Source organism: Citrobacter sp. CK202 (genome assembly GCF_030333225.1).
Classification (GTDB): domain Bacteria; phylum Pseudomonadota; class Gammaproteobacteria; order Enterobacterales; family Enterobacteriaceae; genus Citrobacter_B; species Citrobacter_B koseri.
Window position 1 is genome coordinate 378420 of record NZ_JAOWGI010000020.1, and the last position, 19517, is coordinate 397936.

Here is a 19517-nt window from a genome sequence, read left to right on the forward strand (position 1 = left end):
CGCCAGCGGGTGCGGTGTTGCGTGAGTATAGGGCGGCGGGAGTTTAATTTTTGACTAATATTGGGATCGCTACCGTCAGGTGATGATTAGCGTTCGAAATAATGTGAGCAAACGTTGCAGGGGAAAATGTCTCTTTCCTGGAAAGGCGAAGGGCAATAGACCATGCGTAACGATTCAGCCACTTTTTTATGTTGCTTTTTTGTAAACAGATTAACACCCCACTAAAATCCTGCTATTCTGCCCGTTGCGGTATCGGGCATTTACCCTACAAACTGCTGTCTCACAGGAGCGTGAAGAGAATCGCCCATATACAAAAGCGCCGCACTATGACAATGAGAGCGAGGAGAACCGTCGTGCTAGAAGAATACCGTAAGCACGTAGCTGAGCGTGCCGCCCTTGGGATTGTGCCCAAACCCTTAGATGCAACCCAAATGGCCGCACTTGTCGAGCTGCTGAAGACCCCGCCTGTGGGCGAAGAAGAATTCCTGTTAGACCTGTTAATCAACCGTGTTCCCCCTGGCGTCGATGAAGCCGCCTATGTAAAAGCGGGCTTTCTCGCTGCCGTCGCGAAAGGCGACACCACCTCCCCGCTGGTTACTCCAGAAAAAGCCATTGAACTGCTGGGCACCATGCAGGGTGGTTACAACATTCATCCGCTGATTGACGCGCTGGACGATGCCAAACTGGCGCCGATTGCCGCCAAAGCGCTGTCTCATACCCTGCTGATGTTCGACAACTTCTACGATGTAGAAGAAAAAGCCAAAGCGGGCAACGAATATGCGAAGCAGGTGATGCAGTCCTGGGCCGATGCCGAATGGTTCCTGAACCGTCCTGCTCTGGCTGAAAAAATCACCGTTACCGTCTTTAAAGTGACCGGTGAAACCAACACCGACGACCTTTCTCCGGCGCCAGATGCCTGGTCCCGCCCGGACATTCCGCTGCACGCGCTGGCGATGCTGAAAAACGCCCGTGAAGGCATTGAGCCGGATCAGCCTGGCGTGGTGGGGCCGATCAAACAGATCGAAGCGTTGCAGCAAAAAGGCTATCCGTTAGCCTACGTGGGCGACGTTGTCGGCACCGGTTCTTCGCGTAAATCCGCCACCAACTCCGTGTTGTGGTTCATGGGCGATGACATCCCGAATGTGCCGAACAAACGCGGCGGCGGTCTGTGTCTTGGCGGCAAAATTGCGCCTATCTTCTTTAACACGATGGAAGATGCGGGCGCGCTGCCCATTGAAGTGGACGTGAATAACCTGAATATGGGCGATGTGATTGACGTTTACCCGTACAAAGGTGAAGTCCGCCATCACGAAACCGGCGAACTGCTGGCGAGCTTTGAACTGAAAACCGACGTGCTGATCGACGAAGTGCGCGCGGGCGGTCGTATTCCGCTGATCATCGGTCGCGGCCTGACCACCAAAGCGCGTGAAGCGCTGGGTCTGCCGCACAGCGATGTGTTCCGTCAGGCGAAAGACGTGGCGGAAAGCGCTCGCGGCTACTCGCTGGCGCAGAAGATGGTGGGCCGCGCCTGCGGCGTTGCCGGTATCCGTCCGGGCGCTTACTGCGAACCGAAAATGACCTCCGTAGGTTCTCAGGATACCACTGGCCCAATGACCCGTGACGAACTGAAAGACCTAGCGTGCCTGGGCTTCTCGTCTGACCTGGTGATGCAGTCTTTCTGCCATACTGCGGCGTATCCGAAGCCGGTTGACGTAACTACGCACCACACGCTGCCGGATTTCATCATGAACCGTGGCGGCGTCTCTCTGCGTCCGGGCGATGGCGTAATCCACTCCTGGCTGAACCGTATGCTGCTGCCGGATACCGTTGGTACCGGCGGCGACTCCCATACCCGTTTCCCGATTGGCATCTCCTTCCCGGCGGGTTCTGGCCTGGTGGCGTTTGCGGCGGCGACCGGCGTCATGCCGCTGGATATGCCGGAATCAGTGCTGGTGCGCTTTAAAGGCAAAATGCAGCCGGGTATCACCCTGCGCGATCTGGTACACGCGATCCCGCTGTACGCGATCAAACAGGGTCTGCTGACCGTTGAGAAGAAAGGTAAGAAAAACATCTTTTCTGGCCGTATTCTGGAAATCGAAGGGCTGCCGGATCTGAAAGTGGAACAGGCGTTTGAGCTGACCGATGCCTCTGCGGAGCGTTCTGCGGCAGGCTGTACTATTAAGCTCAACAAAGAGCCGATCATCGAGTACCTGAACTCCAACATCGTTCTGCTGAAGTGGATGATCGCGGAAGGTTATGGCGATCGCCGCACCCTGGAGCGCCGTATTCAGGGCATGGAAAAATGGCTGGCGGACCCGCAGTTGCTGGAAGCGGACGCAGATGCCGATTATGCGGCGGTGATCGAGATCGATCTGGCTGATATCAAAGAGCCGATCCTCTGCGCGCCGAACGATCCTGACGATGCGCGTCTGCTGTCTGATGTGCAGGGCGAGAAGATTGACGAAGTCTTTATCGGTTCCTGTATGACCAACATCGGTCACTTCCGTGCGGCAGGTAAACTGCTGGATGCGCACAAAGGCCAGCTGCCGACCCGCCTGTGGGTGGCGCCGCCAACCCGTATGGATGCCGCGCAGTTGACCGAAGAGGGCTACTATAGCGTCTTTGGTAAGAGCGGCGCGCGGATTGAAATTCCAGGCTGTTCACTGTGCATGGGGAATCAGGCGCGTGTGGCTGACGGGGCGACGGTTGTTTCTACCTCAACCCGTAACTTCCCGAACCGTCTGGGAACCGGGGCGAACGTCTATCTGGCTTCTGCGGAACTGGCGGCGGTTGCGGCGCTGATCGGCAAACTGCCGACGCCGGAAGAGTACCAGACCTACGTTGCGCAGGTGGATAAAACCGCCGTGGATACCTACCGTTATCTGAACTTCGATCAGCTTTCCCAGTACACCGAGAAAGCCGACGGCGTGATTTTCCAGACCGCGGTGTAACGGCTCCGACCTGTTCTGCGTAAAAACGCATCAATGCCCGGTGAACCTTGCGTCACCGGGCATTTTTATTTCTATTCCTTCCGCCCGTTCCGCTTTTTTTCTTCCGTTGTGCTGCGATAATTACAGCATGGGCGCAATGCGGTAATGGCGCATTGCCGGGAGCAGAGGAACACATTATGGATTACGAATTTCTGCGCGATATTACCGGAGTGGTAAAAGTGCGAATGTCCATGGGCCACGAGGTGGTGGGGCACTGGTTTAACGAAGAAGTGAAAGAGAACCTGGCCTTGCTTGATGAAGTGGAACAAGCGGCGCGTGCGCTAAAGGGCAGTGAGCGTTCCTGGCAACGGGCGGGACATGAATATACGCTCTGGATGGATGGCGAAGAGGTGATGGTTCGCGCTAATCAACTGGAGTTTACCGGCGACGAAATGGAAGAGGGGATGAACTACTACGACGAAGAGAGCTTATCGCTCTGCGGCGTGGAGGACTTTCTTCAGGTTGTTGCGGCTTACCGTCATTTCATTCAACAACGCTAAATACGGTGGAGCCTCCGTGCTCCGCCGTTACGCTTATACCGCAGGGATATTGCGGCCGTAGTAAATCTCGCGCATCTCTTTCCACAGCGCAGCGGTAATCTCTTTGCGCTCGGTTTCCGTCAGATCTTCCGGTTTAGTGTGGAACATGTAGTGCTTAAGATCGAACTCTTTAAGCAGCATCTTGGTATGGAAGATATTTTCCTGATACACGTTCACATCCACCATGTCATACAGCGACTTCATGTCGTCGGACATAAAGTTCTGAATGGAATTAATCTCATGATCGATAAAGTGTTTCATGCCGTTGACGTCGCGGGTAAACCCACGCACGCGGTAGTCGATGGTGACGATATCGGACTCTAACTGGTGGATCAGGTAATTCAGCGCCTTCAGCGGGGAAATCACGCCGCAGGTCGAAACTTCAATGTCGGCGCGGAAGGTGCACAATCCGCCTTCCGGGTGGCTTTCCGGGTAGGTATGCACGCAGATATGGCTCTTATCCAGATGGGCGACGACGGCCTCGGGCAGCGGGCCGGGATGCTCTGTTTTGTCGATAAGCTGCGGGTCGACCGGCTCTTCGCTTACCAGAATAGTGACGCTGGCGCCCTGGGGTTCATAATCCTGGCGGGCGATATTCAGGATATTCGCGCCGATGATGGAGCACGTCTCTGACAGAATTTCCGTCAGGCGATTGGCGTTATAGAGTTCATCGATATAGGCAATGTAACCATCGCGCTCTTCTGCGGTTTTGGCGTAGCAGATATCGTAAATACAAAAACTCAGACTTTTGGTCAGATTATTAAAGCCATGCAGTTTCAGTTTTTTCAATTTCTTATCTTCTCCTTAGGACGACGGTGTTGCGAGCGCGTCTTGCAAATACTGAGGTAAGGCAAAAGCTGCCGTGTGAACAGACGGATTGTAGTAACGGCATTTCAGGCCGGAGGTATGGAAACGCGCCTGAATAATCTCGGTCGACAGGTGGCGCAGCGCGTCATTGTCCGTCGCCCACGCGAAGGTCATAATGCCGCCGTAGTAGGTCGGAATGGCTGCCTGGTAGAAGCTGACATCGCCAAAGTAATGGCTGAGCTTGCGGTGGCTGTCAATGGCTTCATCCTGTTGCAGGAAGCAGACGCCGTTCTGTGCGACAAAGATCCCGCCCGGATTCAAACAGCGCTTGCAACCTTCATAGAAGGTTGAGGTGAACAGACTCTCGCCGGGGCCGATTGGATCGGTACAGTCGGAGATGATCACATCAAAGGTCTGGCTGGTCTGATTCACGAAGTTAACGCCATCGTCGATCACCAGATTAAAACGCGGATCGTCATAGCTGCCTGCGTTGTGATTCGGCAGATACTGACGGCAGAAAGAGACCACGCCTGCGTCGATCTCCACCATCGTGATCGTTTCGACATTTTTATGCCGTGTTACTTCACGCAGCATTGCGCCGTCGCCGCCGCCGATGATCAGCACATGTTTCGCGTGGCCGTGTGCCAGCAGCGGAACGTGGGTCATCATCTCGTGATAGATAAACTCATCGCGCTCGGTGGTTTGCACCACGCCGTCCAGCGCCATTACGCGGCCAAACGCGGCGTTCTCGAAAATAATCAGATCCTGGTGATCGGTTTTCTCGTGATACAGCACGTTGTCCACAGCAAAGTACTGACCAAACTGGTCGTGTAGCGTTTCATGCCACTTCGTATTTTCGGCCATTGGCTGATACCTCCATTGTTAACACCCGTAAAAAATGGGCGCAACATAATAGCTAACAATGACCGATGATGCACGGTCATTATTTCAGCAATAAGGTATCCGTTGGGTATAACGCGAGTTATTTTACGTAGGCCAGCAAACTCAGGGAATCGCGCGCCAGCGCTTTGCATTTTTTGGCGACGGGAATACCGATGCCGCTCAGATCGCGGTAGCTGTCTTCACCGAGGGATTTCATGTCGAAGGAGTCGTAATTGCTGAGGTCCCACTGGTTTTGCTGGGCAAAAAAGACCAGTGCGCGACGAATCTGACCGTTCGGGAGATTCTGGTAACCGCAGTCATTTTTCAGAAAGACGAACACCGCCGTTAAATCTGCCATATCTTCGGCTTCGGATTCACTGAGCGCATAGCTGTTTGCGCATACGGCCATCAGGCTGCCGAACAACACTGTTCTGAAAAACGTCTTCATTGCTTCTACCACTGCATCACGGAAATTAAACGTTAGCACACTGCGGGCGAGGCGACGACATTTATTATTGTATCCGACGGACGTCTGTGACTTGACCTTCCCGTAAGGGGAGGGTCTATGCTCAAAGGTCAGACTGCGTCCCGCCGGTTGAAAATAAGGAAGTGATTATGCAACGTCGTGATTTCTTAAAATATTCTGTGGCGCTTGGGGTCGCATCGGCACTGCCGTTGTGGAGCCGCGCCGTGTTTGCTGCGGAACGTCCCGCGTTACCCATTCCCGATCTTTTAACCGCCGACGCGCGCAATCACATTTCGCTGATTGTCAAAGCCGGACAGTCGACCTTCGCGGGTAAAACGGCAACGACCTGGGGCTACAACGGCACGCTACTCGGGCCGGCGCTTAAGCTGCACAAAGGTCAGCGTATTACCGTGGATATTCATAACCAGCTTGCCGAGGAGACGACGCTGCACTGGCATGGGCTGGAAGTTCCCGGCGAGGTGGACGGCGGCCCGCAGGGGGTGATTGCGGCGGGCGGCAAGCGCTCCGTCACCTTCACGCCTGAACAGCGTGCGGCAACCTGCTGGTTCCACCCTCATCAGCATGGGAAAACCGGTCGTCAGGTGGCGATGGGACTGGCGGGCCTGGTACTGATTGAAGATGAAGACATTGGCAAACTGCTCCTGCCAAAACAGTGGGGGATAGACGATGTGCCGGTGATTATTCAGGACAAACAGTTTTCCCCTGACGGACAAATCAATTATCAGCTGGATATGATGACCGCCGCCGTTGGGTGGTTTGGCGACACGCTGCTGACCAACGGGGCGATTTATCCGCAACATGCTGCGCCAAAAGGCTGGCTGCGTCTGCGCCTGCTGAATGGCTGCAACGCGCGTTCATTGAACATCGCCACCAGCGACAACCGCCCGCTGTATGTTATCGCCAGCGATGGCGGCCTGCTGGCGGAGCCGGTGAAGGTAAACGCACTGCCCATGTTAATGGGGGAGCGTTTCGAAGTGCTTATCGACATCAGCGACGGCAAAGCGTTTGAGTTGATGACGCTGCCCGTCAGCCAGATGGGGATGACGATCGCGCCGTTTGATAAACCGCACCCGGTTATGCATATTCAGCCGCTGGCGGTCACGGCCTCCGGCACTTTGCCGGATACGCTGACCACGATGCCTGCGTTGCCTTCTCTTGATGGCCTGACGCAGCGAAAACTGCAACTGTCGATGGACCCGATGCTCGACATGATGGGTATGCAGATGCTGATGCAAAAGTATGGCGATCGGGCGATGGCGGGAATGGATCATGGGCAGATGATGGGGCATATGAATCATGGTTCAATGGATCACGGCAATGGTGGACATATGAACCACGGCGGGAAGTTCGATTTCCACAATGCCAATAAGATCAACGGCCAGGCGTTTGATATGACGACACCGATGTTTGCCGCCGCCAAAGGGCAGTATGAGCGCTGGGTTATTTCCGGCGAAGGCGACATGATGCTGCATCCGTTCCATATTCATGGTACGCAGTTCCGCATCCTGTCGGAAAACGGCAGCGCTCCGGCGGCGCATCGCGCAGGCTGGAAGGATACGGTGCGGGTTGAAGGCGGGATCAGCGAGGTGCTGGTGAAGTTTGATCACGAGGCATCGCAAGAACATGCTTACATGGCGCACTGCCATCTGCTGGAGCATGAAGATACAGGCATGATGCTTGGCTTTACGGTATAAACATGCCGGATGGCGCTGGTGCTTATCCGGCCTACAGTAAAATGAGCATCCTGTAGGCCGGATAAGGCGAAGCCGCCATCCGGCATAAACGTTACTGCGCGTCGTCAGGCAGAGCGTACGCGACAATATAGTCGCCCATCTTCGTCCCGAACGAACCGTGACCCCCGGCGGAAATCACGACGTACTGCTTACCGTTGACTTCATACGTCATCGGCGTTGCCTGACCGCCTGCGGGCAGACGGCCTTCCCACAGTTTTTCACCATTGCTCATGTTGTAAGCGCGCAGGTAGTTATCTGCGGTCGCGGCAATAAACAGCACGTTGCCAGCGGTAGAGATTGGGCCGCCCAGCATTGGCATTCCCATATTGAACGGCACCTTAAACGGCATCGGGAACGGCATGCTGTCCTGCGGCGTACCAATACGTTTTTTCCAGACAACTTCGTTGGTTTTCAGATCCAGCGCGGAGATGTAACCCCAGGCAGGCTGTTTACACGGCAGACCAAACGGCGACAGGAACGGGTTCAGCGTCACGCCATACGGCACGCCATACTGCGGCTGAATACCCGATTCTGAACCAGTGCCTTTGGCATCTTCCGGCGGCTCCATCGGATTACCCGGGCCGCGTGGGATCAGTTTAGAGACAAACGGCAGCGCCATCGGGTTGGCAATCGCCACCTGACGGTTCGGATCGACGGAAATGCCGCCCCATTCGAACATACCGAGGTTGCCCGGGAAGACCAACGTGCCTTTTTCTGACGGAGGGGTAAAGATCCCTTCATAACGCATCTGATGGAACATCACGCGGCACACCAGCTGATCGAACATGGTGGCGCCCCACATATCTGCACCGGTCAGGTCTTTCGTCGGACGGAAGCTCAAATCAGAGAACGGCTGCGTTTTGGTGACGTAATCCCCTTTGGCCGCGCCCTGCGGCACCGGTTTTTCCGGGGCAGGCACCACAAGCTGACCATTGCGACGGTCCAGCACGAAAATATTACCGGTTTTTGCCGGGGCGTAGATGACCGGAACGGTTTGCCCTTTCACGGTGATATCCGCCAGCGTCGGCTGGGACGGCATATCCATATCCCACAGATCGTGATGAACGGTCTGATAGCTCCAGGCCAGTTTACCGGTCGTTGCATTGAGCGCCAGGATCGAGCTGGCATAGCGCTCCTGCTCTGGCGTACGGTTGCCGCCCCAGATATCCGGGGTGGTGACGCCCATCGGCAGATAGACCAGATCCAGCTTCGCGTCATACGCGGCTGGCGCCCAGGAGTTTGGCGAGTTTGGCGTGAAGTGGTGCTCATCCGACGGGATCGCGTTCGGGTCTTTCGCACCGGGATCGAATGCCCACAGCAGTTTACCGCTGTTCACGTCAAAGCCGCGAATAACCCCGGACGGCTCGCGGGTAGAGAAGTTATCGGTGACGGCGCCTGCAATGACGATCACCTTGTCGGTCACGACCGGCGGTGATGTGGGTTCATACATGCCCGGCGTAGTGACCGGCATATTGGTTTGCAGGTTCAGAATGCCGTTGTTGGCAAAGGATTCGCACAGCTTGCCGTTGTCTGCGTTGAGGGCGAAAATACGGCCATCGTTCACCGGCAGAATAATGCGGCGCGGGCAGTCTGAAACGACATCCGGCGAGGCGTTATCGGCCGTGGCTTCATGATAGGAGACACCACGGCAGGTGACATGCTGGAAGCTGGGATCGGTATTGAGCTGCGGGTCGAAATGCCACTTCTCTTTCCCGCTCGCCGCGTCCAGCGCGAACAGACGCTGGTGGGCGGTACACAGATACAGCGTATCGCCGACTTTAATCGGGGTCACTTCGTTGGTGATTTCACCCGGATCGTTCGGCTGCTTCAGATCGCCGGTACGGAACACCCACGCTTCTTTCAGGTTGTGGACGTTATCAGCCGTGATCTGCTTCAGCGGAGAGTAGCGCTGCCCTTCCTGATTGCGGCCATAGGCAGGCCAGTCCTGGTCCGCAACCGGAGAGATCGGTTCGGCAGGCACCGCGTCCGCGCTTAGCGTACCGTTGATCTCTTGCGGGTCGTTGAAGCCAGCCCAGGTGAGGATGCCGCCGCTTATCAGCAGGGCAACCACCAGTGCGCTGACAGCGCCGCTGGAAGGGACGCTCAGGCGATGCCAGACAAACGGTAAAATCAGCCAGATGCCGAAGAAGACCAGAATGTCGCTACGCGGGGTTAGCGCCCAGAAGTCGAAGCCGACTTCCCACACGCCCCAGATCATGGTGGCGAGGAGCAGGGCGGCATACAGCCACAGCGCGGAACGCTTGCTGCGCCATAATAGCCCGGCGACGCCAAGCATGACGATGCCCGCAATCGGGTAGTACCAGGAGCCGCCGATGGCGACCAGCCAGCCGCCGCCGATCAGCAGATACAGCCCGCAGAGTGCAGCGAAGAGGGCTGTCAGCGTCACGAGAAGCCGTGGCGCTTTTGCGTTGTTATTTGCCATAAAAAGATACCATCTCAATTTGTTAATTTTTTAGTAGCAATTAATTATAGGATTTAACAAGTGTGATCGTCATCACAAAATGAGCTTTATTAACAGATGCCGCGAATAAATACTTTTGCTGGTATACTGCGTGCCTTGCGCTTCGATGCTGTCTTATCAAGAGCAGGCATGAAGTGATTTGTTTTTAAATCATATGGTTAGAGATATGAAACATACTGTAGAAGTAATGATCCCCGAAGCGGAGATCAAAGCGCGCATTGCCGAACTGGGTCGTCAGATTACTGAACGTTATAAAGACAGCGGCAGTGACATGGTGCTGGTAGGTCTGCTGCGTGGCTCATTTATGTTTATGGCGGATCTGTGCCGCGAGGTACAGGTGTCTCATGAAGTCGATTTTATGACCGCCTCCAGCTACGGTAGCGGCATGTCCACCACTCGCGATGTGAAAATTCTCAAGGACCTGGATGAAGATATCCGTGGCAAGGATGTGCTGATTGTCGAAGATATTATCGATTCCGGGAATACGCTGTCGAAAGTGCGGGAAATCCTGAGCCTGCGTGAGCCAAAGTCTCTGGCGATTTGTACGCTGCTGGATAAGCCGTCTCGCCGTGAGGTTGACGTCCCGGTTGAGTTTATCGGTTTCTCGATCCCGGATGAGTTCGTTGTGGGTTACGGCATCGACTATGCTCAGCGTTATCGCCATCTGCCGTATGTTGGTAAAGTGGTGCTGCTGGACGAGTAAGAACGTTGTGCCGGATGGCGCTACAGGTGCTATGTCCGTAGAAATGTAGGCCGGGTAAGGCGTAGCCGCCACCCGGCAATACACGTTTACTTGTGGTTAATATGCTTTTTGCTGAGGTTTGAAACCCCCCGACGATAGCGCTGTTCCAGCGTTTCACGGTTGGTCGCCGTGACTTCCAGATCGCGCAGCAGGCCGTCGTGAATACCGTAGGCCCAGCCGTGAATCGTCACTTTCTGACCGCGTTTCCACGCGGACTGCATGATGGTTGAGTGGCCCAGGTTGTATACCTGTTCCATCACGTTCAACTCGCACAGGGTATCGATTCGACGCTCCTGCGGCATTTCTCCGAGTAATGAGCTATGTTTGAACCAGATATCGCGAATGTGCAGCAACCAGTTGTTAATTAACCCCAGTTCCGGGTTTTCAACAGCCGCCTGGACGCCGCCACAACCGTAGTGACCACAAATAATAATGTGTTCAACTTCCAGTACATCGACGGCATACTGCACCACGGAGAGGCAGTTGAGATCGGTGTGAATGACCAGGTTGGCAACATTGCGGTGAACAAATAATTCGCCCGGCTCAAGGCCGGTTAAACGTTCTGCGGGAACGCGGCTGTCGGAACATCCAATCCATAGAAAGCGCGGTTTTTGCGCTTGCGCCAGTTTCTCAAAAAATCCGGGATCCTCTTCCACCAGCATTTTTGACCATAGTGCATTGTTGCTGATGAGTGTATCTATGTCTTTCATGGAGGTTAACGACCTGTAACCAAATAAGTGCGTTGGGCTAATATAGGGCAACTCCGGGATTATTTAAACCATATACTCGTCATTCTTCACGTTGCAGGTGCGTTGGCTTCCTCGCTCACCCCGGTCACTTACTGGTGTAAGCTTCCGGGGATTCACTGCGTTGCCGCCTTCCTGCAACTCGAATTATTTAGAGTGTAAATAAAGTGTAAGAACGTAAGGTAAGTAAAAATTCATGACCATTGCACTGGAACTTCAGCAACTTAAAAAAACGTATCCGGGCGGCGTTCAGGCGCTCCGTGGGATCGATTTGCAGGTTGAGGCGGGTGATTTTTATGCGCTTCTGGGGCCAAACGGGGCGGGGAAATCAACCACCATTGGCATTATCAGCTCGCTGGTTAACAAAACCTCCGGGCGCGTCTGCGTCTTTGGTTACGACCTTGAAAAAGATGTGGTCAACGCCAAACGCCAGCTTGGCCTGGTGCCGCAGGAATTTAACTTCAACCCGTTTGAAACCGTCCAGCAGATCGTCGTCAATCAGGCGGGGTACTACGGCGTTGAGCGTAAAGAAGCCGTTGCGCGCAGCGAAAAGTATCTGAAACAACTCGATCTGTGGGAAAAACGTAACGAACGTGCGCGTATGCTCTCCGGCGGGATGAAGCGTCGTTTGATGATCGCCCGGGCGCTGATGCATGAGCCGAAACTGTTGATTCTGGATGAACCCACCGCAGGGGTGGATATTGAACTTCGCCGCTCAATGTGGGGCTTTTTGAAGGATTTAAACGACAAAGGCACCACGATTATCCTGACGACGCACTATCTTGAAGAAGCGGAAATGCTGTGTCGCAACATCGGTATCATTCAGCACGGCGCGCTGGTGGAAAACACCTCAATGAAAAATCTGCTCTCTAAGCTGAAATCCGAGACGTTTATTCTCGATCTGGCGGCGAAAAGCCCGCTGCCGAGGCTGGAAGGCTATCAGTACCGTCTGGTGGATACCTCGACGCTGGAGGTCGAAGTATTGCGGGAACAGGGCATCAATAGCGTCTTTTCGCAACTGAGCAGCCAGGGCGTTCAGGTTCTCAGTATGCGTAACAAGGCAAACCGCCTGGAAGAACTGTTTGTCTCTCTGGTGCATGATAAAAAAGGAGATCGCGGATGATGCAGCTGTATTGGGTCGCGCTGAAAAGCATCTGGGCGAAAGAGATTAACCGCTTTATGCGTATCTGGGTGCAGACGCTGGTGCCGCCGGTCATCACCATGACGCTCTATTTTATTATCTTCGGTAATCTGATCGGCTCACGCATTGGCGAGATGCACGGTTTTAGCTATATGCAGTTTATCGTGCCGGGCTTAATCATGATGGCGGTGATCACCAACGCATATGCCAATGTGGCCTCATCCTTCTTTAGCGCCAAATTCCAGCGCAACATTGAAGAGCTGCTGGTGGCGCCTGTCCCGACGCACGTCATTATCGTCGGATATATTGGCGGCGGCGTGGCGCGCGGGCTGTGCGTAGGGGTTCTGGTTACGGTGATTTCGCTGTTCTTTGTGCCGTTCCAGGTACACTCCTGGGTGTTCGTGGCGTTAACGCTGGTGCTGACGGCGGTGCTGTTTTCGCTGGCAGGGCTGCTGAACTCGGTCTTTGCGAAAACCTTTGATGATATCAGCCTGATCCCGACGTTCGTGCTGACGCCGCTCACCTACCTGGGCGGGGTGTTTTATTCCCTGACGCTGCTACCGCCGTTCTGGCAAGGATTGTCGCATCTGAACCCGATTGTCTACATGATCAGCGGCTTCCGCTATGGTTTCCTGGGCATTCACGATGTACCTCTGGTCACTACGTTCGGCGTGCTGGCCGTGTTTATCCTGGCGTTTTACCTGCTGTGCTGGTACTTAATCCAGCGCGGACGCGGCTTGCGCACGTAATGTTTTTCCTCTCCTCCGCCGGGGGAGGGGCAGACTTTGACGTTTATCACCCTTACTCATTTATCACACTGATAAACTACTTGCTTGCTAAGGAGGTAGGCTATGTTGGGTTGGGTGATTACCTGTCATGACGATCGCGCGCAGGAGCTACAGGATCGTCTGGAAGAAAAACATGGCCCGCTGGCGCAGTGCCGGGCGGTGAACTTCTGGCGCGGTCTGAGTACCAATATGCTCAGCCGTATGATGTGTGAAGCATTACACCAGGCGGATTCCGGCGATGGGGTGATCTTTTTAACGGACACGTCCGGCGCCGCACCTTATCGTGTGGCGTCGCTGATGAGCCATAAACATTCCGGCTGCGAAGTGATTGCCGGTGTGACGTATTCATTGCTTGAAGAAATGCTTGCCGCACGGGAATCCATGAGCAGCGCGGCGTTCCGTGACACCATTGTTTCTCTCGGCGCGCCCGATGTCACCAGTCTCTGGCATCAACAGCAAAAAAATCCGCCTTTTGTGCTGAAGCATGATTTGTACGCGTACTGACGGTCAATTAGTGGAGGCGATGATGCGTCTGACAGGCAGTCAGCCGCAGGGAACGTTATTCGTAGCTGAGGGTGAAAGTACCGACGGTTTCAAAAGTGCCGGCTTTAATTGTACCGATTTTGATTAACTGCCCGGTGAAATCCAGACCAATAGATTCATGATACCACTCGCGATTTCCGCTGTAGGTGATACCGACATGCTCCGAACCGTCTACCTTCATTGTTTGTGTGTTGTTATTGATAATGGAACGAATTTTTACGCCCACGCCCTCGGCGCTCCCTGAAGAGTTGGTGAGAATCGTATTGTCTGCGCCATGATTGCCGGTCAGGGTGACGGTAACGGTCGTCAATGAGCAGCGGAATAAGTTAAACGTAAACGGCTTTTCTACCGACTCGCCCGTTTTTTCGAAATCGGAACGGTAAAAGTCGCCAAAATCCACGTCCCGATCGTATTCGTCATTATTTATCCCCATTCCCTGGCAGGTCGGCTCCATGACGGAAAACGCCATCGATGCTCCACTCATCATAAGGTCGAGATCGTTTTGCCCGGCATCTCCTATGTGCAGAGTACCGATTTTCCCTGGCAGCGCGTTCCCGTCCGTCTGACCATTTCGGGGGTGGTAGTCTGGCGTCTGATACATCGTGACGAAGATATCCCAGTTGCGTGTTGCGCTAGGCCCCGTCCAGGGGGCATCGCCATGGCTTGGGAAGGTTGACGTTCCTCCGGGCAGCGGCAGGTTTAAATCCAGATCGTTAGTGTTGTTGCCGTTGTGGCAGTTCCCGATACACCTCACGGAATAGGTGTAAACAATGCCGGGAATCGAGGTTTTGAGCAGCCCGGTAGGGCCATCTGACCCCTGAGTGGTATATTGATCCCACAAATTGGCGTCGGTAGGGCCGGTCAACGTTACGGCATTGCTCCCACTACCTCCGCATGTGATGGGCGCCGCTCCCTGGAATAAAGGGAAATCACCCTCCATAGACTGAGGGTTCATAATGATGAGCGGCGTATCGATGCCTCCGATGGGGCCGATGAGCGTTCTGGCAGTCCAGAAAGCAGGTATACTGGCCTGCTGTGTCGTAAAATGACATGCGGTGTCTGCTAACGCTTGCCTGGCGAAAATGGAGAGCACGCAAAATAATAGCGGCAGTAAATAGCGTAATTTCATCATAAATCCCTTTACTGATAGGTTACATTGACCACCACATTGCTGGTCACCAGTCCGTTGCCGACATCGCCCGTGTTCTGGTAGCGGGCGTAAAACACATAATCTGCTGGAAAGAGCGGTGCCGCTTGCCCGCTAAGGTCATACGCTACGTCGGAACTGCCATCGCTATTCAATACGTTCGTGTGGTGTGTGGCGGAAAAAACAACCACACCGACATTTCTGGCCTGATCGCTGACCGCGTTATTGATAAATACCTGGCTGTTGTCGGGGTTTATACCGAATTGCGGTTCAAATCGAAAATGAAGCTGCTGGCTTCCTTCGCTTCCTGCTGGCGGCACGTCGCAGTTGACAACCTGAATGGTAAACGTTGTACCGCCAGCGTCCGTTTCCGGCCGCAGGCGATCGCTGTTGTCCGTATTGTAAAACCAACTGCGCGTGACGGTTGGCAACTCGACATTACCGCCATTTTCCAGGCTTACTTGGCAGGTATTGGCCAGAATCTTCGCCTTAAAATTGACGTCCATTCCGCTGTCGTCAGCCTGACTGACGACAGGCCACAGTCCTGCCAGGCCCACCAGCAGGGCGAAAGTAAATCGCATAAAAAATAGTGTCTGTCGCATAGTTGCCCGCTGGCTACATTACTGGTAGGTGACTAAAAAGGTGATAAGCGACGTCGCTTCACCTGTTGTGATATCAGCGGCTGTTTTACCATTCGCAACGACCCAGCGAGCCACCAGAGGATAGGTGTAGCTCTGGTTCATATTCTTCGAACCAAACGAATGCGTCAGTACATTCGAAGGGTTGCCCGTCTGGCAGGCTAACTGGGTGCCTGAGTCTGCGGCGGTTTCCCAGATCTCAACAGCGGTATTCGTGGCGCCTGTTGTCGCGTAGGAGTCGCCGGAACAGGTATTGCCCGCCCCTGGCTGAGCCGCTACGGTTGTGGTTAACACGCCCGCGCATTCGGTCAGTGCGATATTAAAGGATTCGGTACGCGTACCGACTTCGTTCTTATACAGATCGCCGAAGTCAATCGTGCTGGTCGGGCCATCTGCATCCGTCACCTGGGTGTTACAGGTGCCGGGGAGGATCTCAGTGGTAAAGATAGCCTGCAACTGATTGGTGCCTGTCACCGGGGCGGCGTGGGTCAGGCCGCTGAATAATCCACCAGCTACCGCCAGCGCGAGAAAAAGAGAATTAGATTTCATTATGATGCTCCGTTATATCGCAGGAATTATTCATAGCTAAAGTTAAAGGTTGCTGTTGCCTGGAAGGCGCCAACCGCCGGGGTTGTACCGGAGATCCTTGTCGTCACCAGACGCGCCACAAGGTCGACCTGTTTGCTGTCTATTTCAGCAGGACTCCATTTAATCACCTCGGCATCGTTATCTGAGGTCTCCGTTTCGTTGGCAAAAATAGCAAAATAGCTGGTTGGCGCACTGACACGAGAGAATTTCAGGCCAATCCCGGTGGGGCCTGTCTCACCCGTACCGGGGAGGAGGATGGTTTTCGGCGTACCGCCGTCGTAACCGGAGGTCGTGCCGCTGATGGAGGCTTTAATTCCGGTTACGGATTCCGGGCAGTTTTTAATTTTCAGGGCGAATTGCGCCATCGTTGGCCCTGACGCTGTCTCGCTGGTCTGGTATTTAATGATATCGCCCAGCGACACTTTGCCGTCGGCGCCGATGATGATGGTGGAGCTACTGTCCGAGTCATTAATCGTCATATCACAGGTTGTGTCCCGGATATTGGCTCGGAAGGTAATGTCGATGCTGTCGCCGTTGTCTGCATGAACGGATGAACACACCGCCAGCGCTAACATAGCGACAGGTAAACTGCGGAGATATTTATTACTTTTTAAAGTCATTAAGGGAACTCCCTGTAGAAAAATAACTTATTGCATATGACAGAGTTGATTGTTCAGGATTGTGGTTAATCCTGCCTTTTGTGCGCTGTCGGTAATGTGATAATTCACCGTACAGGCGCTACCTGCTTCTTTACCCCAGACAACTCGCAGGGTGCCCTGATCTTCTACGCCGCGCACATAAGCCTGCCCGGCCTGACCGACGGCGCCGACCAGCTCGCCTTTATCGGTCAGGACGTCTGCGCCGAGTGGAATAAAGCCTTTATCGTTGCGTAGAAGTTCAAGGATGAGAGAACGACCTTCGTCGGTTTCGAAGTTGACCAGCACCACGGCGCCATCACGCGGGACGATGGTTTCACTGGTGTTTTTGACCTCGACGTCGGCGTCCAGAGAACTGATATTCAGCCCAACGCGGTTCTCACGGTAAGCCGAGGCATACGGCATAATCGCGTATCCTGAACGACCTATTTCACCTTTGCCGTAACCGAGCTGCGCGCCTTTTGCGCCGCTGGCATGAACCAGAATGATGGGGCCGGTGTCACTTAACGTTCCTGGCGCCATCGTCAGGCCGCCAGTGTGAACCACCATGCCGCCGCTATAGTTGGCGGAATATTGTTTGCTGCTGTCATCGCTAAAAGAGGTAGAGACTGACAGGGGGCCATACGGACTGCTCCACGAGCCGTAACCGCTGATCTGATTCAAATCGCCATAATCACCGGTATTGCTTGCCGTACTGATGGAGTAGTTAATCTTACCGTCTTCAGTATTACCGCTGGCGGTGTTGTTAAAGTTGGCGCTGCCTTCCATATCCGTACGCGCGCTCATATTGACGTTGTTAAAACCGGCAATATTTTTACGTTCACTGGAGAACGTGCTTAACGGAATGCTGACGTTGAGATAAACGCTGTCATCTTTTTCGCCATCTTCATCATAGGTACGCTGGAGCGAGATGCTGTAGCTGCCATAGCGGAAGTCATTGCTGTAACCTGCGCTGTAGTTTGAGGTGGAACCACTCTCATTCCAGTAGTCTTCCCAGGTGCCGGTGACATAGAGCGAGCCGTAGTTTTCACCATTGAACGCCAGCGGTTGACTGACGCTAATCTGAAACTGGTTTTTCATACGCTGATAGTCAGAATAGAGTTCGTCGCTGGACTCATATGACTGATTCTTATAGCTGCCGTATTTCACGTCGTCCTGTAGCGCGGCGGCGTCCCGCAAGCTGAGGTAGTCTTCCGTCGAGAAACGGTATGCCGCCACATTGAATGAGGTGTCGGTGGTTTCGATGACCTTGCTGTACGTCAGGCGATAGCTTTGGCCGGTCAGCGTCCCCAGCTCGTCAATTTGTGCATGTGACTGCGTGACGTCTAACGCGAAGGCGCCGATCGCGGTGTTCATCGCCACGCCAAGCAAACCGGCGTAAAAATCCATGTCGCTGTACTGCACGCCCGCGTAGCCGGTAAAGGTGTTGTTGAGACCGTAATACCAGGTGGCGTAACCAATGTTCGGTCTGTCATGCAGCGAATCGTCGTTCAGTTCGCCCGCGCCAAACTCCCAGCGTGAGGTTCCCGGACGCATCATCTGCGTAACCGAGGAAAAAGGAACCGTGAAGGTTCTCTTGCTGCCGTCAGACTCTTCTACAGTCACCTGTAGATCGTTACCGTAGCCGGTGGTGCTGAGATCGCTCAGTTCAAACGGGCCTGGCGGTACGGTGGTTTCATAAATTTTGCTGCCGCTTTGCATGACGGTGACTTTGGCGTTGCTGTTAGCGACGCCACGAATGACCGGTGAGTAGTTGGTACGGCCTTCCGGGCGCATGCGATCGTCGCTGTACAGGCGCATCCCGCGCAGGCTGACGGAGTCGAAGGTATCGCCGTTGGTGTAGGTTTCGCCCGCCACAACCTGCGCGGTTAACGCCGGAATGTCGCGCTGGAGGTAAATGTCCTGGCTGGAGTAATCCGAACCGTTGTCTTTATCCCAGTTGTAGGTGCCGCGGGAGCGCAGCCGCCATGCGCCCAAATTCAGCCCATATTGCAGACCGGCGTAAGCCGTGTCGGAATTATTGCCATCGCTTTCGCTATGCCAGGCGTTGAGGTTGTACGACAGCAACGCCGCCGGAATACCTGCATCCCATAATGATGGATCGACATATCCCGCCGGGCGTTTGAGAACGTAAAGCTGCGGCATCGTCAATTCCAGAGTAAGTTTTGAGGTATCGAAATTCACCGACGAGTGGGGGTAATATTTTTTGATATCAATACAGGTTGTATCATCGTCGGAAATAGTATTCCCCAGCACGCTACTATCAACGCCCGCTTGTTTCAGCAACAATGCGGTAATACATGGCGTGGCGCGTGGCGTTCCGTTATCTTTAAATTCGATGTTTTGCGTCGATTTATTTTCACCGTTCAGGCTTATTTTCGCCCGGTAGGTTCCCGGTAATATTGGATTACCCTGAGCATAACGGCTTACATCGACTGCACTCCCCATATTCAGCAGGAATTGATCGTTAAACTCTACCATTTCCTCTGAGTCGGGAGCAGAGGACTGTGCAGGCGTATTTCCCGTCGCATGAACAGAGAACGGCAATGCCGCACTAATGGCGAGACATAATAGAGATCGTCGAAAAATCATAACAAGTCCAGTCGAT

Annotated in this window: 17 protein-coding genes; 7 read left to right on the forward strand and 10 right to left on the reverse strand. The window is 54.1% G+C overall.

Annotated features, from left to right (window positions below; genetic code table 11):
• Window positions 1-353: 353 nt before the first annotated feature.
• Together acnB and yacL are read left to right on the forward strand one after the other, a co-directional pair.
• Window positions 354-2951 (forward strand): bifunctional aconitate hydratase 2/2-methylisocitrate dehydratase, encoded by a 2598-nt coding sequence (acnB, locus tag OGX84_RS05330; RefSeq protein WP_047458888.1) that lies wholly within the window; start codon window positions 354-356, stop codon window positions 2949-2951.
• Window positions 2952-3127: 176 nt separating this feature from the next.
• Window positions 3128-3490, forward strand: coding sequence for a protein YacL (yacL, locus tag OGX84_RS05335; protein ID WP_012134038.1), 363 nt, complete (start codon window positions 3128-3130; stop codon window positions 3488-3490).
• Between the two features lie 33 nt (window positions 3491-3523).
• Here the strand turns inward: yacL and speD are convergent, their stop codons facing one another.
• The 3 genes from speD to OGX84_RS05350 all read right to left on the reverse strand — a co-directional run bounded on the left by speD (window position 3524) and on the right by OGX84_RS05350 (window position 5666).
• Window positions 3524-4318: an adenosylmethionine decarboxylase gene (gene speD / locus OGX84_RS05340; RefSeq protein ID WP_012134037.1), complete on the reverse strand. Its 795-nt coding sequence runs from the start codon at window positions 4316-4318 to the stop codon at window positions 3524-3526.
• Between the two features lie 15 nt (window positions 4319-4333).
• On the reverse strand, window positions 4334-5200 hold the full coding sequence (speE, locus tag OGX84_RS05345) for a polyamine aminopropyltransferase (RefSeq protein WP_012134036.1): 867 nt from the start codon (window positions 5198-5200) through the stop codon (window positions 4334-4336).
• Between the two features lie 118 nt (window positions 5201-5318).
• The gene (locus OGX84_RS05350) at window positions 5319-5666 is read right to left on the reverse strand and encodes a YacC family pilotin-like protein (protein ID WP_012134034.1); all 348 of its coding nucleotides are present in this window, start codon (window positions 5664-5666) and stop codon (window positions 5319-5321) included.
• 167 nt (window positions 5667-5833) lie between these two features.
• Between OGX84_RS05350 and cueO the strand changes: the two genes are divergently transcribed.
• A complete protein-coding gene (cueO, locus tag OGX84_RS05355; RefSeq protein WP_112001181.1) occupies window positions 5834-7399 on the forward strand; it encodes a multicopper oxidase CueO in 1566 nt (521 codons plus the stop codon).
• 91 nt (window positions 7400-7490) lie between these two features.
• Here cueO and OGX84_RS05360 read toward each other — a convergent pair whose 3' ends face one another.
• On the reverse strand, window positions 7491-9881 hold the full coding sequence (locus OGX84_RS05360) for a glucose/quinate/shikimate family membrane-bound PQQ-dependent dehydrogenase (RefSeq protein ID WP_071257587.1): 2391 nt from the start codon (window positions 9879-9881) through the stop codon (window positions 7491-7493).
• Between the two features lie 205 nt (window positions 9882-10086).
• Between OGX84_RS05360 and hpt the strand changes: the two genes are divergently transcribed.
• Complete coding sequence (hpt, locus tag OGX84_RS05365; RefSeq protein WP_024130701.1) at window positions 10087-10623, forward strand: hypoxanthine phosphoribosyltransferase; 537 nt, start codon at window positions 10087-10089, stop codon at window positions 10621-10623.
• Window positions 10624-10709: 86 nt separating this feature from the next.
• Here the strand turns inward: hpt and can are convergent, their stop codons facing one another.
• Entirely contained in the window at window positions 10710-11372 is a 663-nt protein-coding gene (gene can, locus OGX84_RS05370) for a carbonate dehydratase (protein ID WP_012134030.1), read from the reverse strand.
• 232 nt (window positions 11373-11604) lie between these two features.
• On the opposite strand from can, the gene OGX84_RS05375 reads away from it, so the two are divergent.
• The 3 genes from OGX84_RS05375 (at window position 11605) to OGX84_RS05385 (ending at window position 13841) form a co-directional block, all read left to right on the forward strand.
• Complete coding sequence (locus tag OGX84_RS05375) at window positions 11605-12531, forward strand: ABC transporter ATP-binding protein (RefSeq protein ID WP_012134029.1); 927 nt, start codon at window positions 11605-11607, stop codon at window positions 12529-12531.
• Window positions 12528-13298, forward strand: coding sequence for an ABC transporter permease (locus OGX84_RS05380; RefSeq protein WP_012134028.1), 771 nt, complete (start codon window positions 12528-12530; stop codon window positions 13296-13298). The genes OGX84_RS05375 and OGX84_RS05380 overlap by 4 nt, the downstream gene beginning before the upstream one ends.
• A gap of 102 nt (window positions 13299-13400) precedes the next feature.
• A complete protein-coding gene (locus OGX84_RS05385) occupies window positions 13401-13841 on the forward strand; it encodes a PTS sugar transporter subunit IIA (protein ID WP_012134027.1) in 441 nt (146 codons plus the stop codon).
• 55 nt (window positions 13842-13896) lie between these two features.
• Here OGX84_RS05385 and OGX84_RS05390 read toward each other — a convergent pair whose 3' ends face one another.
• Genes OGX84_RS05390 through OGX84_RS05410 form a run of 5 tightly spaced genes read right to left on the reverse strand, consistent with a single transcriptional unit; the run spans window position 13897 to window position 19501 of the window.
• The gene (locus OGX84_RS05390) at window positions 13897-15012 is read right to left on the reverse strand and encodes a fimbrial protein (protein ID WP_112001179.1); all 1116 of its coding nucleotides are present in this window, start codon (window positions 15010-15012) and stop codon (window positions 13897-13899) included.
• 8 nt (window positions 15013-15020) lie between these two features.
• Complete coding sequence (locus tag OGX84_RS05395) at window positions 15021-15629, reverse strand: fimbrial-like protein (protein WP_012134025.1); 609 nt, start codon at window positions 15627-15629, stop codon at window positions 15021-15023.
• An 18-nt stretch (window positions 15630-15647) separates the two neighbouring features.
• Entirely contained in the window at window positions 15648-16214 is a 567-nt protein-coding gene (locus OGX84_RS05400; RefSeq protein ID WP_012134024.1) for a fimbrial protein, read from the reverse strand.
• 26 nt (window positions 16215-16240) lie between these two features.
• Window positions 16241-16873, reverse strand: a complete 633-nt coding sequence (locus tag OGX84_RS05405) for a fimbrial protein (RefSeq protein WP_052194418.1) — start codon at window positions 16871-16873, stop codon at window positions 16241-16243.
• 27 nt (window positions 16874-16900) lie between these two features.
• Complete coding sequence (locus tag OGX84_RS05410) at window positions 16901-19501, reverse strand: outer membrane usher protein (protein WP_024130698.1); 2601 nt, start codon at window positions 19499-19501, stop codon at window positions 16901-16903.
• Window positions 19502-19517: the final 16 nt, after the last annotated feature.